We start from the raw sequence: 13,865 nt of genomic DNA, 5'->3' as shown, positions 1-13,865 counted from the left end.
AAAACAACCAATGATTATTTTGCTTTTATCTTTTCTGACTCCATTCTATCCCAATTACTCCGATAGCCTCTATTCTCATAGCGAACAGCATTGCGCAGTTACGTATACGGTCACCAGCAAATGGGACTTGATATTAAAGGAGCAAGGTACTTTTCAACTGAAGTACAGTAGTTGGGATACCCGCTATAAGCGAAAGCCAGCCATTGATTTTCTGGGTAGTTGGGAGAAGATAAATGATACCCTTATATTAACGATAGTAGCTCCTTTACAGCCTGATTGCTATGTTAGCAAGGTAAGATTTGTTCAATCAAAGGGTAAGCTTACATCGCTTACGACTACTAATATTTGTTTGCCGAACATACTGGAACCAGTAAAACAGTTTACGGAAGGATTATTTTAAAAACAGTCCTCATGAATGCTGATGTTTTACCTCCGCTTCCTTTTTAACCGCAGGCGTAAGCTTCACTGCTTTTACAATCCAGGGCAGGGAAACGCCTTGCCCTATCAGGGTAATCAGTACCACTACCACAGAAATAAATATTATTGGATTGCGCTCAGGAAAGGGGCGGCCTTCATCCAGCGTTAAAGGCAAGCCAATAGCGATGGCTAGCGAAACGATGCCCCGCATACCCGACCAGCTGATGATTAAACTGTTTTTAAAATCCAGCAAGGCGTTTTCTGTGATACGTCCTTTACCTTTTTTAAAGGCCTGCTGTAAATTGAGTTGCTGTAAAAATACCCTGGCCATGCGCAGGAGCAGCGCTATCAGGGTGATGATAAATCCATATCCTATATAAGGAAATATCATGTCGGAAGGAATGCTTTTAATGATATAAGGAAACTGTAATCCTATCAGGATAAAGATAAGTCCGTTCAGCAGGAAGATGATAATATCCCAGATGGATCTGGATTGCTGCTTTAACTTCTCCGGAAAAACTTTATTACTTACCCTGGCAATCATTATACCCAGCACCACCACTGCAATCACCCCTGACACATGTATTTCTTCTGCCATCAGGTAGGTCACAAAGGGCATCAGCAACATAAAGCTGATGGTGACCAGATCATTTTTATGTACCATTTTCAGCGTCACTGCCAGCAGTCTGCTGACTACAAGCCCCACCAATACGCCCCCGGCCATCAGGATAATAAATTCCAGGGAGGCTTTCCAGAATACAAAGGCAGTGCCCATCGCCGCTGCGATAGCAAAGTGATAAGTCACCAGTGCAGAAGCATCGTTGATCAGGCTTTCTCCTTCCAGGATGGTAGTGGTTTTATGTGACAGCCCCAGACCTTTGGTGATGCTCATAGCAGCCACGGCATCTGTAGCTGATAAGATAGCACCCAAAACAAAAGACAGTGGCCAGCTCATGCCAGGTATCAGGTAATGTGCGGCTACCGCAATAGCCGCAGCGGTTATAAAAACAAGCCCGATGGCCAGCGTACCGATCGTATTAAAATTGGTTTTGAATTCCTGAGGCGAGATGTTAAATGCAGCGTCGTATAACAGGGGAGGAAGGAACAGCAGGAACACTACTTCCGGATTCAGCGTGATGTCAGGCAGTGTAGGAATAAAGCCAATACCAATACCGGCGGTAATCAGCAGTACGGGGTAAGGTAGTCTTATTTTGTCTGCCACGGCCGACAGCACAATCATGATAGCCAGAATAAAGATGACGATGCTGTAGTTCTCCATGCATTACATTTGGTTACAAATGTATATATTTAGGCATTACTGTAGCAGTAAAATAAAACGTTGAGATACAACGGGCGCGATGACGCAAAAAGAGGTCTATGGCAAAAGGTAATAAAGGTTTTTGCAGAAACGTAAAAGAAAACGCCGTCTTTACGAAGCCTTACTCACCTTCTGCTCCCGCCATTTGATAAACATCATATGGTAAGCGAACTCCCAATACAAATGATCCTCCAGCATTTCCATCAGCAGTAGTTTCCGTTTAGCGCTGTCCTGCCCGGTGCGTTTCATCTGGTCGTATTTGGCCAGTTGCTCATGCAGCGAGCTTTCCATCAGTTTCAATAAGTCAGGAAAGGCATCGATACCGGTGCTGGTGATCAGTTTTCCCTTGGGTGTTTGTTTTAGTTCCTGCATGCGCTCATGGGTCAATTCAGGCATTTTGATCCCTTGCAGGTTGAAAATCTTACTCCTATTCATTGGCAAGCACAGGTTTTAACGGTTATTAATAGTACTGATTATGGGCTAAAAGGTACTATGCGGGCATCAATTTTTATTTCCACCGACAAGGCCTTCTCTTTATTAGAGTACAAAAAGCGAAACGGGTTACAAAAATGTCAGCCTTTTTTGTAACTTTTCCGGCAATTGATCATCCAATAATAAATCATGAGCCCACTTTCGCAAGCAGCAGCAGATATTGACAACGAGATTATCAAAAAGATACTGGCAGGAGACAAAAGACAATTCGAGCAGTTGATGCGCCGGCACAATACAAGTCTTTTCAGGTTGGGGATGTCTATGCTGAATAACGATGCAGATGTAGAAGATGTGATGCAGACGACTTATATCAATGCCTACCAGCACCTGGCCAGTTTCAGACAAGAGTCGGCTTTCGGCACCTGGTTGAAAAGAATATTGATTAACGAGTGCAGTCAGCAGTTGAAGAAAAGAAAGAAAGTGGTGAGTGAAGATATATCTGTATTAGATGATCATTCGGTCAGCATGGCCGAAGTAAAAGAATCTCCGGTGACAAAAGTAATCAACAAAGAATTAGGTACTGCATTAGAACAGGCGCTGTTGCAGGTTCCGGAGAAATACCGCCTGGTGTTTGTGATGCGGGAAATCGAGCAGCTGAGTACTACTGAAACCAGTCAGGTGTTAAATATTTCCCCGGTCAACGTTAAAGTACGGCTGCTGAGGGCCAAGCTGATATTGCGTGGTAAAATATCCGACTATTATAAAAACGACCTGGTGTTCCCTTTCCATCTCATCAGATGCGACCGGATAGTGAACAACGTGATGACTCACCTGGGCATCGTATAGCATCAGGCATTTTCTACCAGGCTAATTTTTATACGCTTATACATACTGCGTTCGTCTAAAGATTTTTCCAGTTCGGTCAGTACCTGTAGCAGGTCTGCGCTGGCGGTGGCCAGCCATTTCCTGTTTTCTTCTTTGATGACGTTTAAAATGGGCCCTATCTTTTTATGCATTTGTTTTCCTGCCGGCGTCAACGAAATCAATCTTCTCCGGGCATCTTTACTATCGGTGGTGGTTTTAATAAGGCCGTTTTCCAGCATCTGATCGGCGAACTGTACCACCGCAGGGTGGCTTAATTGTAAGGCCGCCGATATTTCTGTTACCGCCATTACTTTCTGCCGGCTCAGGAGTTCCAGTATCAGGTACCACTTCGCTTCAAAGTCCAGATCGGACTCTTTATATATCAGGCTTACATCCTGAGAGAGGCGCTCGCTCAGCCGTTTTAAACGGGTAGCGAGCGCCAGTTCTTCCAGTTCATTAACTAAGTTCATGGGGTGAATTTATAAATTTTTATCCGGCCCTTCGCTTTTCTTCATCTGCACCGCCGGTTTTTCTTCTGGCATTACCGGAAGTAGTGCCGCCAAATTTATAATTGAACGTAATGGTAGCCACCCGGGTATCCCTTTTCTGTTTAAACGTTTCTCCGTAACCGGTCAGCCTGGTAACGGCATTGGTTTGGTTGGTGAAAAAGATATCATTGACATTTATTTTGAGAGATGCTTTCCGGTTCCATAGCTGCCGCTGGGCGCCGGCATTGATGAACCAGAAGCTGCCCACATCGAGGAAGCCGTAGTAGGTCCTGCTTTCGTAGTTGCCGGTAATTTCCAGTGTAGTAACACTGTTAACGGTAATCGTATTCACGGAGTTGAAGTTGAAAGCTACCCGGCTTACATCGAGATTGGTATTGGCCAGGTTGCCGCTGTAGCGGCCATAGTAAACTAATGCAGTGTTAGTACTGCTAAACCATTTGCCGATCGTTACCGGGAAGCCGAAGCTGAAATTGTAGTAGTCATATTTAGCAAGGTTCTTATCGGTTTGCAATACGGTGCCGGGTTGCACATCCGGCGCCAAAATGGTAAGCATATTATCTTTTGTTCTGCTGTAGCCTATTTTGGTAATGTATTGTTCCTTGAAAGTATGGGTCAGCTCAAATGAATTCGTGATTTCGGGTAGCAGGAATGGATTGCCCGTGGCAGATGTCAGCGGGTCCAGGAACACCCGGAACGGGTTTAACTGCCGGTAGGAGGGGCGTTCTATCCGGCGGCTCATGGACAGCCCCAGGTCGTGCTTTTCATTGAATTCATATCCCACATAGCCACTGGGGAAAAGCTGCGTATAATTCCGGTTGAATGTTTCCGAGTTGATGACCTGTTTGCCGTTGGCATTGGTATTTTCCATTCTCAGGCCCAACTGCAGACTTAAATGTTTCCATTTTTTTGAAGCATTTACATAGGCCGCGTTGATATTCTCTTTGTAAATAAACTGGTTACTCTTTCCAGTATCCAGCTTATTGCCACCATTACTTCTGTCGAAGAATTTCACGTCATTATCTGATTCTACCCAACTGCTTTTGATGCCTGCATCCAGTTTAACGCCGGTGTTTTTCAGTGGCTGCGTATAGTCTACTTTGAAAGACCGGATACTCAGGTTGCCGTTTAAATCACCGAAAAGCATATAGGCTGACCTGTTTTCTATATTATTTACATCGAAGTAGTGCGTATTATAACGTTGTGTTTCATCGGAGCTGAAGCGGGCGTAATCCAGGTCAGCGGTGATCTCTCTGCCGCTGGTATCCAGTGTTTGCTTGTAGTTCAGGTTAATACTTCCGTTATTCCTGTTAGGAAGATTATTACCCAGGGTAGTAAATGAGCCGGTAGGCTGCTGCTGTGCATCGATCGTATGTGCCACGCTGTTAGTCCCTATTTTGTTGGCAACGAATATGCCGTTGGCAGCAAATCCAACAATAATGTTTTTTCCGATGTTGTAGTCGGCGCCTAAGCGGGCATTATGAACATTACTCTGGTATTTGAAGAAGTTGTTATAATTAATACCGCCGGTATATACCTCTTTGTTATCATAGAACTGCCTGTGGATGGTCAGGTCATTCAGGTCCTGCCGCCAGCTATAGTTATAAGATCCAAATACATTGAGGTTTTTATGTTTACTGTTGAAGTTAAAAGAAGGATTTAATTTAGGATACATCCCTTGTCCATAGCTGAGCGACACATTCCCATTCGTACCGGACTTTTTCCCTTTTTTCAGGCGTATGTCGATGATGCCCGCATTGCCTGCCGCGTCGTATTTGGCGGAGGGGTTGGTAATCAGATCGATGGTTTCGATCTGGTTAGCGGACATATTCCTCAGCATATTAGCCAGGTCCTGTCCTGACATGGGCACCTGTTTGCCGTCAATCATCACCAGCACACCCTGGCGCCCCCGCATGGCAATATTATCATTCTGATCAATGGTAATACCCGGGGCTTTTTCCAGTACTTCCAGGGCGGTACTACCCGCGGAGGAAATGGAGCCGGAAACATTTAGTATGGTTTTATCATATTGCTGTTGCACAAAAGGCTTGTTGGCTACGATAGTCGCTTCCTTCAAACGGGTGCTGCCGGCCTGTAAGGTAATGCTGCCCAGCAGGGTGTTTTTATCATGTAAAAAAGGCGCTGACTGGTAGGGGGTGAAATACATACTTTGCGTTTGCAGCAGGTAATTACCTGCGGGTATGTGTTCAAAATTGAATTTACCAAGACTGTCAGCATACTCTATCTTCACCAGCTTTTTATCTCCGGCATGCAGCAATTGGACCACTACCTCTTTAACCGGGGCATTTTCTGCGGAGGTGAGCTGACCGCTAATATTGAAAACGGGTGTTTTTGCTTGTGAGTAGCCTTTGTTTATGTAAGTTGTTACGGAAATTATAAGGGCAAATAGCCAGGTGTATTTCTTGTTCATTCTGGGATAATTTAATACTTAAATGTAGCGTGTTTAATGGTTTTATGGAATGTATTTACACCTGCGGTAAATGTAAGGACTTACGGAGTATTTTTTTAAATAGGAGCGGTAGGAGGGAACTAACTCCTAATCTTCCATCTGTCCCGCTAACACGTTCTCTACTATGGCCACTTCTGACCTTCATTCGTCTTCTGATGCCATTTCATCCCGGTTAAACATCCGGACCTCATCCCCGCATCAAGTCCACCTCTGCTGCGGTGCTTCTATAGGTACATAGCGGTTGCTAAGCATAGCATAGACGGAGCCTACATAATGGCAATACACTTTTGCAGGTAATTATAAGTCCAACAAATATGTGAATGGATAATAATAAATGAATTGTACTTTTGGCGAAATAAATAATCAACCAATACAAAACAACCTTAACTGTAGCCACCTTATGTCTCATTCCAAAACAGCCTTTCAGCTTGAACGCCTGATTCTTTTCAGTGATGCCGTATTTGCCATTGCCATCACGCTGTTAATTATTGAAATAAAGATCCCTCATTTGCTGCCGGAGTATACCACGGCGCAGGTCATTGATACTTACCTTGAACTAACGCCCAAGTTCCTTGGCTTTTTCGTCAGCTTTTTTTTTATTGGATTGTATTGGACGGTGCATCATCAGTTGATGGGCTACCTGGTAAACTACAATCCGAAGCTGTTATGGCTTAACTTACTCTTTTTGGTTTCCATCGTATTGTTTCCATTCAGTACGGCGCTGGACAGCGAGTATGCGGGTTCTAATTTCATCAGCCCGTTTCTGATATACACGCTGAACATAACTTTTTCAGGAAGTATGATTGTGGTATTATGGAGATATATCAGCAATCCGAAGTATCAGTTGAGCGAAGGGCTGGACAACCGCTTGTTTGTGCAGTATCAGCAAAAGAGAGCGCTGACAGTTCCYGCTGTTTTCATGGGTGTGTTCCTGTTGGGGTTATTGTTGCCCTTTCATAGCATGAGCCGTACGCTCTTAGTCGTTATTCCATTTATCATGCGGTTTTTGAAACGGGGTTACGACCAGAAGATGAAGGCTTTGGAGTTGAAAGCAGCGGCGGTGCCGGTAGAAGAGGAAGTAATTACCAGGGAAGAATAGTGATAGGATGATATGGGGAATGGAGTAGGGGCATACCCGCTCCATTCCCGGTTTTCTATCTGCCTTTAAACGGATCTATACCATTTTTCTTCCAATCCATCAGGATGTAATAGACAGCCCATCCTACTTTGTAGGTCACATCTTCGCCAATAAATTTCTCATCGGGCTTATTATTTTTTTCATTGAGTCTCTTTTTAGGATTGCAGAGCCAGCCGCCCATGCAATACAAATGACAAAAGCCTACCTGGTGCATGTATTCATGACATAGGTTGGCCGTCAGGGCATAGGCAAAAGAATGAAATTCAGGCATATTTTCCTGGATCGGACCGTACCAGGCAGTCGTAAAATAAGCGCCTGGACTTGTTAACCCGAGCGGACCATCTTTCTCTTTTAACTCAAATCCCATTTTCACATCGCGCTCTTTAAATAATGTATCCAGCACGGTTTTACCTGATATCCGTCCTTCGCTGGCAGCGGGTATTTTGGTGCATCCTTTACAGTAGCTTTTACAGTTAAACGTCATATTGCCAATTTCTTTCTGGAATTCAGCAGAGTTAAATATCACCGTGGCCATTTTGAATGCACTATCCACCTGTTTCCGTATGATGGGATCAGTGGTAAAGTAACTGGCTTTGCTGGCATCTAATGTGATGGAGATGGTCCGGTTGTCCTGCGCCTTTAGACTTTGAAAGGCCAGTAACAGGAAGAAGAAGGAAAGTTGTTTCATTTATTTTGAATATTGAGCCTCGTTAAGAAAAATGGATGATATGCCGTATATGATCATGATAGAGGAGAGGACTGTATGTCTAGCCCTTTGTTTTATCAGGCGCTTCATATCCTAAATCCGTCAAAGCTAATCCCATAAACTCCTGCGGTGTTACGCCAAATAGATCAGCCAACACGATCATCTCATCCAGCTTCAGTAAGCCCGGCTCATGAATTTTTCTATGTAACGTTGCGTAATGAATACCAGCATCTGTTTTTACAACAGTAATAGGAATAATTTTAAACGCTGCCTTCAGACTGGTAATATTACCAGTCTGAATTAAATGCTTCACAGCATCGTATCTGGAATCCTTTGGTTTTTTTGCCATAATTATTTTAAAACAGAAATATAAGTATCATATCAATATTTTAAGTTGTTTAATAATAAAATAGGTATTATAAAATTAAAAAAAGACATTTTTTATAATAAAATTGACATAAAACACTTATGTTTGTATCAACCGGATGTAATAGTAATGAGACATCTGTTTAACATTAAACGACAACAAAAATTCTGTTTTATGAACAACACCATTTACCCTGAATGGTATGAAAAACCATTCAACCTTACCCCCGAAGAAATCTCAGACCCCTCACAGGTATTATCTAACTTTTGTTGGCAATATTCCCCGGCTGAAGTGAGAGCGAAGCTGAAAGACTGGTACGCAGCTTCCTTGTCCGATGAGGCGGCAGACAACAGATCCATTTTTACCATGTATGAAAGTGTTGAAAAACTGATCGAGGCAGTATACCTGATCAATGCATAAAGCTTCCATCGCGTTGCCCTCCATACATCCAAACAATCATTTAAAACTATTTATGATGAGTAACGCGCAAAATGTATTATTAAACCTGCACACATTATTATCCCGCTTACCGGTTTCTTTCAGGGAAAGGGTGTGTGAAGAATGTAACTGGAGTGTCCCTACCTTCTACAGAAAAGTAAGATTAAAGGACATAAAGGAGAAAGACGGCAAAGTGGTTTATGCGCTTAGCCGCGCAGAGCGGGCCATGATATTAAAAGTACTGCAGGAAGTTGTTGTAGCAATGGAGAAAGATTTACAATCCTACCAATAACAAACCCGAATAACGGCGTAGCACATACGCCGTTATTCGGGTTTTACCCAATTCAATATCATTTTACAGTTTCATAGTGCAAACACACTACTCCGCTGGCAAAGGTAGTGGTCTTCAGAAGCTTCAGTGATACCGGTGTTTTAATATTTTTGAATAAAGGAATACCCTCTCCCAGTAATATCGGGTTCACAAATATCCAGAATTCATCCACCAGGTTATCCGCCATCAGCGTTTGTGTGGCGCCGGGGCTGCCGAATATAATGATTTCCTTCCCCGCTTTATTTTTAAGTTCACTCACCTGTTTGTTGATGTCATGGCCGATGATCGTGGTTTTATCCTTTTTTTGCCCTTCCAGGGTTTTGGATATAACCAGCTTTTCTACCTGGTTATACCAGTTGCCATGCTCAATATCATGTTTGCTGGCATTCGGTTGTTCTGGTGCAGTGGGCCAGTAAGCATCCATCATATCATAGGTGACGCGGCCATACAGGGCTGTATCTGCCGCGTTGGTACGGTCAGAAGCATAGTCAAACAGGTCGGCATCTACTTTGATCCAGTTCATTTCACCATTAGGACCGGCAACAAAGCCGTCCAGGGAAACATGCATAAACGAAACTATCTTTCTCATGTAATATATTATTTAGAGTGATTTACTGGTTTGTTTTAGGAAATCGCCGAGCTGTTTATAGTCTACCGCCTGGCCATCTTTAATAGTAGCCGTTTTCCGGTCAGGGGCCGTGGTGGATTGAAAGTAACCTTTTATTTCTGCCAGTTCGGTGGCATTAAACAGCATAAACGATAATTTGTCTTTTGCAGCCGAAATAACGGCGGCATAGTTCCCGTTCTTCAGGTAGTGCGGCTTGCCGTATTGGAGCCGCTCTTCGGCATCAGGAATCGTTTTAAGGACCAGTTTGCGAAGGGTGGTGGCAGCTTCCTTTTGCCAGGGCTGTAACTTTTCAATATACTGCGTAACTTCCGGGTTCATATACGTTGTTTTTAGATGACACAACAAACTTACAGCGGAAAAGTAAATAGGAACAGGTGTAATTAAGACAATTAGCGGGGCAATTACGTCAAAGCTGATGAAGGCCCCAAAAAGGGCCTTTCTATTCAAATATAGTTATCTTCGCCCATGAAGCGGATCACGTTTCCTTTTAAGACTATTCAACACCGGACATGCTTTCAGACACCACACGCCAGACAAAAATCTTTCCTGCCCTACGATTACTACTTTTTATCATAGCTGTCCCCGTAGCCTTTGTGGCCATGAACTTTTACAACGGCACCGCCGTAGAAGGAGCAATTTATGTACATGCGCACCCGCAGACCTACCTTTTAAGCCGCATCATCCCCTTTGCCCTCTATATGCTGTTTTTTTCATTACTGCTTTTTGCCATTGGGAAGATGTGTAAAAGGAAAGTTCCCACTACTACTTATGCATGGTTAGCATTCCCTGCGCTACTGGCTTTCTTTTTCATCATCGTGAATATGGGCTACCAGGCTTAATATTTCCACTGCAGCCTGATGGCAGCCAACATACTTAAATTAATGTACTGTAGGACCGTTAACCCGGTTACCTGTTAATTCGCTATGTACTGCTTTCCATCAACTCAAAACATATAATATGAAAAAGACCCTTATTCTTTGCTGCCTCGCTATTTCAGCCGCTATGCTATTTTTATCCGGTACTACTTCCGGAAAACCCTGTCAGGACGATCACCGCGGTAAGCGTGGCAAATGCAGAACGACCGTGATAGATGGCGTTTACCATTTTGATTGTATAACATCTGTAGATCCCTTAAACACCGACTGCTCCGTGTATGTACATTAACCGCTGATTTATCAGCAGGTAAGTAACCCGTTTATCTATCTGCTGATATTCACCTATTGGGATCATCATCATTCTTATTATCTGGTAGGATGCATCGTGCACATGTGGCAATGAAAACCTTAAAACCGACAATACACCTGACCATCCTGTTGCTCAACGTTAGTTTTTCCTCACACTTAAACTATATAATATGAAAAAGACCCTTGTTTTTTGTTGCGTGGCTATTTCGGCTGCTATGCTTTTCTTATCCGGCGCCACTTCCGGAAAGCCATGCCCGGACGATCACCACGGACTGCGTGGCAAATGCAGAATTACCGTTGTAAATGGTGTATACCACTATGATTGTGTAACACCTGTAGATCCATTAACAACAGACTGTACTTATTACGTACAGTAACAGCTCATTCATCAGCAGGTAAATAACTTGTTTGTTTACCTGCTGATATCTACTATCCTGTTAAAAAATACTATGCGATCATCATTGTTCCTGTTACTTTGCTGGGTAGCCATCAGCGCCTGTAATAATGAAAATATCAACACCTGGTCAAACTGTAGTAAGGCAAGTGACAAAGTGATTCCACTACGTTTATCCTTTAAAGATACCCTGAACCTGTTCCTGGATAGTATGATGGTGATGGGTATATCTACCCCCATCGATTATCATGAACAAGGGCATACCCTGTATTCATTGGATACCTATAACAAGCGCCTGTTGAAGTATACAGTAGATACGCCGGGGCAGGTAATTAATCCGGAAATCCTTGGCCAGGTGAACCTGAAAGAGAAGGTCACCTATTTTAACTATATTTCCCCGGATAGCCTCCTCCTGTATGCTTATGGATCAGCAAAGCTATTTTTCTATAATATCCCTAAAGCAGCAGTTTATAAAGAGCTCACCTTTCTGAATAAAGTAGCTGGGATGCCACAAGGCATAGAAGCGGCACCTCCTTATGCCACCCCTTCTTCACCTGTCTTTTTTAAAGAAGATAAAATTATTGGCGCCGGATTCCTGTTGGGAGAAAAAGAGAAAGATAACTTTAATGGCCGTACGATTTTTGCTGCCATTGACAGGGCTACCGGCACACCGTCCTACCATGTTCCTTATTCTGAGGTATACCGGGAACACAACTGGGGTGGATCTCACCTGCGAACGCCTTATACTACCTACAACGCACATACGAAAGAAATGGTGTTGAGTCTTCCCGCTGATCATCATCTTTACGTCATTGACAGCAACTGGAAAATAAAGACAGTAGCAGCCGGTTCTGCTGACAGCGTCTGCATTACATCCATGGGTCTTGCAAAAGGTAATGAGAAAGTGCTGGATGCGGAAGTGGCTTTACAATACTACCTGGGTACGCCATCGTACCGGAATATTATCTACGACCCCTACCAGGATCGTTATTACCGCCTGCTGGAAAAGCCACTGGTACCCGATAAAACAGGCGCCATGCCATTACCGGGAAAGCAGTGTTACCTGATTGCTTTTGACCATGATTTTAAATACCTGGGAGAAGGACAACTGCCGGATGGGCTGGCATTGGATAATTTTTTTGTTACCCATGAGGGGGTATATTTTCTTAATCTTCGTAATAAAGATCAAAACATCGCTCAATATGTTCAATGCAAAACAGATAGGTAAGGGACTGGTATTTTTGCTGCTAATGCTTTTTACCAACAGTTGTAAAGAGCAGCACGGGCAGTTGGCCAGTGCCATTAAAAAGATAGATCCGCAAACCCTGCCAACAGGGAGTTACGTTATTATTCCCAACCAGGGATGTGAAGGCTGTATCAGTACGGCGGAAGACTTTGTAAAGAAGCATTATGCTACCAATGAAAGTATCCGGTATATTTTTACACGCATACAATCCACGAAACTATTGAAAATAAAATTAGGCAGTGAAGTGATGAGCAGCTCCCATGTACTGCTGGATACGGCAAACGTTATTGTCTATCCCGATAAAGCAAAAGCCATCTATCCCATGATTATAATGATGTCAGGCGGCCGTATCGCCGGCATTACTTATCAAAGCCCGGACTCCGATGGATTTGCGGAACTACTAAAAGCATCGCACTAGGATTTTTAAAATAAAATACTTATCTTGATTATAGTAAGGTGAACATGAGCAAACAACCAAATTCTGAACTAGGCATATAAATAATGCCGTAATTCCGTGAACATGAAAAATCGACCCGCTGTCTTTATGAGCCATCTCAGATGGTGTTTTCATTTGCATGAAAAACCTTGTCTATAAGCATTCTTTGTTTATCCAAAACCATTTAAAACATTGACAATGAAAATGAATTCCCGTATGTGGTATGCATTTGTCATATCCTCGTTTTTACTTTTTTCCTGTAGCAAAAATCTGAAAGAGACAATACCTGCCGCCAATGCAGCAGGACTTGTCACTCCACTTTCTGTGCCTGCCGCCTCCAGTTATGATGTGCCGCTGGCTGGAAATGCTTTTGTAACCACCGCGGCAACGGGTGGGGCAGAGGTGATCACCAGCAATGGTTTGGGTAACTGGACCAGTGCCAGCGCTATCACCAGCACCTATTTCAGACTGGCCCTCACCGGTACATTGAATGTATCCATTAAAATGAAAGTACCTTCCGGTACGAGTAATATTAAAGTAACCGTAAATGGTACTGCCTTTACCAAAGCAGTTACCGGCAACGCCTATACGACTTACAGCATCGGATCGGTAAACATCACCGCTGTCGGCTATGTAAAAGTAGATGTACAGGGCGTTACCAAAACCGGTAGCTATTTCGGCGATGTTTCCCATGTGGTTATCAGCGGCGCAGCCACTGCCAATAACGTGGTATATGCCAACGATGCCGCCAATTACTACTGGTCCAGACGCGGCCCTTCCGTGCACATGAATTACACCATTCCTTCCGGTACTACGGCAGAATGGTTTTACAACGAATTAACGGTGCCCACCGGAGAAGATAAAATCGGCTCCTATTTTATGAGTAATGGTTTCTCCGGCGGCTATTGCGGTATCCAGGTGAACAGCGCTACAGAACGGAGAGTATTGTTTTCTGTATGGGACCCATCCGTAGGTAAGACCACATTAGTA

General features: G+C 43.5%; 19 protein-coding genes. 11 read left to right on the top strand and 8 right to left on the bottom strand.

The window, feature by feature from the left end:
• Window positions 1-10: 10 nt before the first annotated feature.
• Window positions 11-400: a hypothetical protein gene (locus AC1DP6_RS34215; protein WP_477058902.1), complete on the top strand. Its 390-nt coding sequence runs from the start codon at window positions 11-13 to the stop codon at window positions 398-400.
• Window positions 401-409: 9 nt separating this feature from the next.
• Here the strand turns inward: AC1DP6_RS34215 and AC1DP6_RS34210 are convergent, their stop codons facing one another.
• Both AC1DP6_RS34210 and AC1DP6_RS34205 read right to left on the bottom strand, forming a co-directional pair.
• A complete protein-coding gene (locus AC1DP6_RS34210; RefSeq protein ID WP_477058901.1) occupies window positions 410-1,696 on the bottom strand; it encodes a Na+/H+ antiporter in 1,287 nt (428 codons plus the stop codon).
• A 150-nt stretch (window positions 1,697-1,846) separates the two neighbouring features.
• Window positions 1,847-2,170 (bottom strand): hypothetical protein, encoded by a 324-nt coding sequence (locus AC1DP6_RS34205; RefSeq protein WP_477058900.1) that lies wholly within the window; start codon window positions 2,168-2,170, stop codon window positions 1,847-1,849.
• Window positions 2,171-2,356: 186 nt separating this feature from the next.
• On the opposite strand from AC1DP6_RS34205, the gene AC1DP6_RS34200 reads away from it, so the two are divergent.
• Window positions 2,357-3,013 (top strand): RNA polymerase sigma factor, encoded by a 657-nt coding sequence (locus AC1DP6_RS34200; RefSeq protein WP_477058899.1) that lies wholly within the window; start codon window positions 2,357-2,359, stop codon window positions 3,011-3,013.
• Between the two features lie 2 nt (window positions 3,014-3,015).
• Here the strand turns inward: AC1DP6_RS34200 and AC1DP6_RS34195 are convergent, their stop codons facing one another.
• Window positions 3,016-3,501 (bottom strand): MarR family winged helix-turn-helix transcriptional regulator, encoded by a 486-nt coding sequence (locus AC1DP6_RS34195; protein WP_477024837.1) that lies wholly within the window; start codon window positions 3,499-3,501, stop codon window positions 3,016-3,018.
• 19 nt (window positions 3,502-3,520) lie between these two features.
• Complete coding sequence (locus AC1DP6_RS34190) at window positions 3,521-5,968, bottom strand: outer membrane beta-barrel protein (RefSeq protein ID WP_477058898.1); 2,448 nt, start codon at window positions 5,966-5,968, stop codon at window positions 3,521-3,523.
• A gap of 439 nt (window positions 5,969-6,407) precedes the next feature.
• Between AC1DP6_RS34190 and AC1DP6_RS34185 the strand changes: the two genes are divergently transcribed.
• The gene (locus AC1DP6_RS34185; protein ID WP_477058897.1) at window positions 6,408-7,106 is read left to right on the top strand and encodes a TMEM175 family protein; all 699 of its coding nucleotides are present in this window, start codon (window positions 6,408-6,410) and stop codon (window positions 7,104-7,106) included.
• Between the two features lie 55 nt (window positions 7,107-7,161).
• Here the strand turns inward: AC1DP6_RS34185 and AC1DP6_RS34180 are convergent, their stop codons facing one another.
• Window positions 7,162-7,833, bottom strand: a complete 672-nt coding sequence (locus tag AC1DP6_RS34180; RefSeq protein WP_477058896.1) for a hypothetical protein — start codon at window positions 7,831-7,833, stop codon at window positions 7,162-7,164.
• A gap of 79 nt (window positions 7,834-7,912) precedes the next feature.
• A complete protein-coding gene (locus AC1DP6_RS34175) occupies window positions 7,913-8,200 on the bottom strand; it encodes a hypothetical protein (RefSeq protein WP_477058895.1) in 288 nt (95 codons plus the stop codon).
• A 192-nt stretch (window positions 8,201-8,392) separates the two neighbouring features.
• On the opposite strand from AC1DP6_RS34175, the gene AC1DP6_RS34170 reads away from it, so the two are divergent.
• Window positions 8,393-8,638 carry a hypothetical protein gene (locus AC1DP6_RS34170; RefSeq protein ID WP_477024832.1) on the top strand — a complete coding sequence of 82 codons (246 nt, stop codon included), beginning with the start codon at window positions 8,393-8,395 and terminating at the stop codon, window positions 8,636-8,638.
• A gap of 55 nt (window positions 8,639-8,693) precedes the next feature.
• Entirely contained in the window at window positions 8,694-8,948 is a 255-nt protein-coding gene (locus AC1DP6_RS34165) for a hypothetical protein (RefSeq protein WP_477058894.1), read from the top strand.
• A 58-nt stretch (window positions 8,949-9,006) separates the two neighbouring features.
• Here AC1DP6_RS34165 and AC1DP6_RS34160 read toward each other — a convergent pair whose 3' ends face one another.
• Window positions 9,007-9,576 (bottom strand): dihydrofolate reductase family protein, encoded by a 570-nt coding sequence (locus AC1DP6_RS34160; RefSeq protein ID WP_477058893.1) that lies wholly within the window; start codon window positions 9,574-9,576, stop codon window positions 9,007-9,009.
• A gap of 12 nt (window positions 9,577-9,588) precedes the next feature.
• Window positions 9,589-9,933: a DUF1801 domain-containing protein gene (locus AC1DP6_RS34155; protein WP_477058892.1), complete on the bottom strand. Its 345-nt coding sequence runs from the start codon at window positions 9,931-9,933 to the stop codon at window positions 9,589-9,591.
• 281 nt (window positions 9,934-10,214) lie between these two features.
• On the opposite strand from AC1DP6_RS34155, the gene AC1DP6_RS34150 reads away from it, so the two are divergent.
• The 6 genes from AC1DP6_RS34150 to AC1DP6_RS34125 all read left to right on the top strand — a co-directional run.
• Window positions 10,215-10,454 carry a hypothetical protein gene (locus AC1DP6_RS34150; protein ID WP_477058891.1) on the top strand — a complete coding sequence of 80 codons (240 nt, stop codon included), beginning with the start codon at window positions 10,215-10,217 and terminating at the stop codon, window positions 10,452-10,454.
• Window positions 10,455-10,572: 118 nt separating this feature from the next.
• A complete protein-coding gene (locus AC1DP6_RS34145) occupies window positions 10,573-10,779 on the top strand; it encodes a hypothetical protein (RefSeq protein ID WP_477058890.1) in 207 nt (68 codons plus the stop codon).
• A gap of 190 nt (window positions 10,780-10,969) precedes the next feature.
• Complete coding sequence (locus tag AC1DP6_RS34140) at window positions 10,970-11,176, top strand: hypothetical protein (protein ID WP_441574816.1); 207 nt, start codon at window positions 10,970-10,972, stop codon at window positions 11,174-11,176.
• A gap of 72 nt (window positions 11,177-11,248) precedes the next feature.
• Entirely contained in the window at window positions 11,249-12,421 is a 1,173-nt protein-coding gene (locus AC1DP6_RS34135) for a DUF4221 family protein (protein ID WP_477058889.1), read from the top strand.
• Window positions 12,396-12,857: a hypothetical protein gene (locus AC1DP6_RS34130; protein WP_477058888.1), complete on the top strand. Its 462-nt coding sequence runs from the start codon at window positions 12,396-12,398 to the stop codon at window positions 12,855-12,857. Before AC1DP6_RS34135 ends, AC1DP6_RS34130 begins: the two co-directional genes overlap by 26 nt.
• Before the next feature lie 216 nt (window positions 12,858-13,073).
• On the top strand, window positions 13,074-13,865 hold a 792-nt coding region (locus AC1DP6_RS34125), incomplete at its 3' end, for a DUF5077 domain-containing protein (protein WP_477058887.1).

It is taken from the genome of Chitinophaga sp. 01L420, assembly GCF_056399985.1.
The sequence above is the reverse complement of the archived record's forward strand: the minus strand, read 5'-3'. Positions and strand labels throughout refer to the sequence as shown.

Bases quoted from the DNA above. Each gene is read 5' to 3' on its own strand.
- AC1DP6_RS34145 (WP_477058890.1), top strand. From the start codon at position 10,573: ATGAAAAAGACCCTTATTCTTTGCTGCCTCGCTATTTCAGCCGCTATG.
- AC1DP6_RS34165 (WP_477058894.1), top strand. From the start codon at position 8,694: ATGAGTAACGCGCAAAATGTATTATTAAACCTGCACACATTATTATCC.
- AC1DP6_RS34150 (WP_477058891.1), top strand. From the start codon at position 10,215: ATGAACTTTTACAACGGCACCGCCGTAGAAGGAGCAATTTATGTACAT.
- AC1DP6_RS34155 (WP_477058892.1), bottom strand. From the start codon at position 9,933: ATGAACCCGGAAGTTACGCAGTATATTGAAAAGTTACAGCCCTGGCAA.
- AC1DP6_RS34160 (WP_477058893.1), bottom strand. From the start codon at position 9,576: ATGAGAAAGATAGTTTCGTTTATGCATGTTTCCCTGGACGGCTTTGTT.
- AC1DP6_RS34200 (WP_477058899.1), top strand. From the start codon at position 2,357: ATGAGCCCACTTTCGCAAGCAGCAGCAGATATTGACAACGAGATTATC.
- AC1DP6_RS34180 (WP_477058896.1), bottom strand. From the start codon at position 7,833: ATGAAACAACTTTCCTTCTTCTTCCTGTTACTGGCCTTTCAAAGTCTA.
- AC1DP6_RS34215 (WP_477058902.1), top strand. From the start codon at position 11: ATGATTATTTTGCTTTTATCTTTTCTGACTCCATTCTATCCCAATTAC.
- AC1DP6_RS34175 (WP_477058895.1), bottom strand. From the start codon at position 8,200: ATGGCAAAAAAACCAAAGGATTCCAGATACGATGCTGTGAAGCATTTA.
- AC1DP6_RS34130 (WP_477058888.1), top strand. From the start codon at position 12,396: ATGTTCAATGCAAAACAGATAGGTAAGGGACTGGTATTTTTGCTGCTA.
- AC1DP6_RS34195 (WP_477024837.1), bottom strand. From the start codon at position 3,501: ATGAACTTAGTTAATGAACTGGAAGAACTGGCGCTCGCTACCCGTTTA.
- AC1DP6_RS34140 (WP_441574816.1), top strand. From the start codon at position 10,970: ATGAAAAAGACCCTTGTTTTTTGTTGCGTGGCTATTTCGGCTGCTATG.
- AC1DP6_RS34205 (WP_477058900.1), bottom strand. From the start codon at position 2,170: ATGAATAGGAGTAAGATTTTCAACCTGCAAGGGATCAAAATGCCTGAA.
- AC1DP6_RS34190 (WP_477058898.1), bottom strand. From the start codon at position 5,968: ATGAACAAGAAATACACCTGGCTATTTGCCCTTATAATTTCCGTAACA.
- AC1DP6_RS34210 (WP_477058901.1), bottom strand. From the start codon at position 1,696: ATGGAGAACTACAGCATCGTCATCTTTATTCTGGCTATCATGATTGTG.
- AC1DP6_RS34170 (WP_477024832.1), top strand. From the start codon at position 8,393: ATGAACAACACCATTTACCCTGAATGGTATGAAAAACCATTCAACCTT.
- AC1DP6_RS34135 (WP_477058889.1), top strand. From the start codon at position 11,249: ATGCGATCATCATTGTTCCTGTTACTTTGCTGGGTAGCCATCAGCGCC.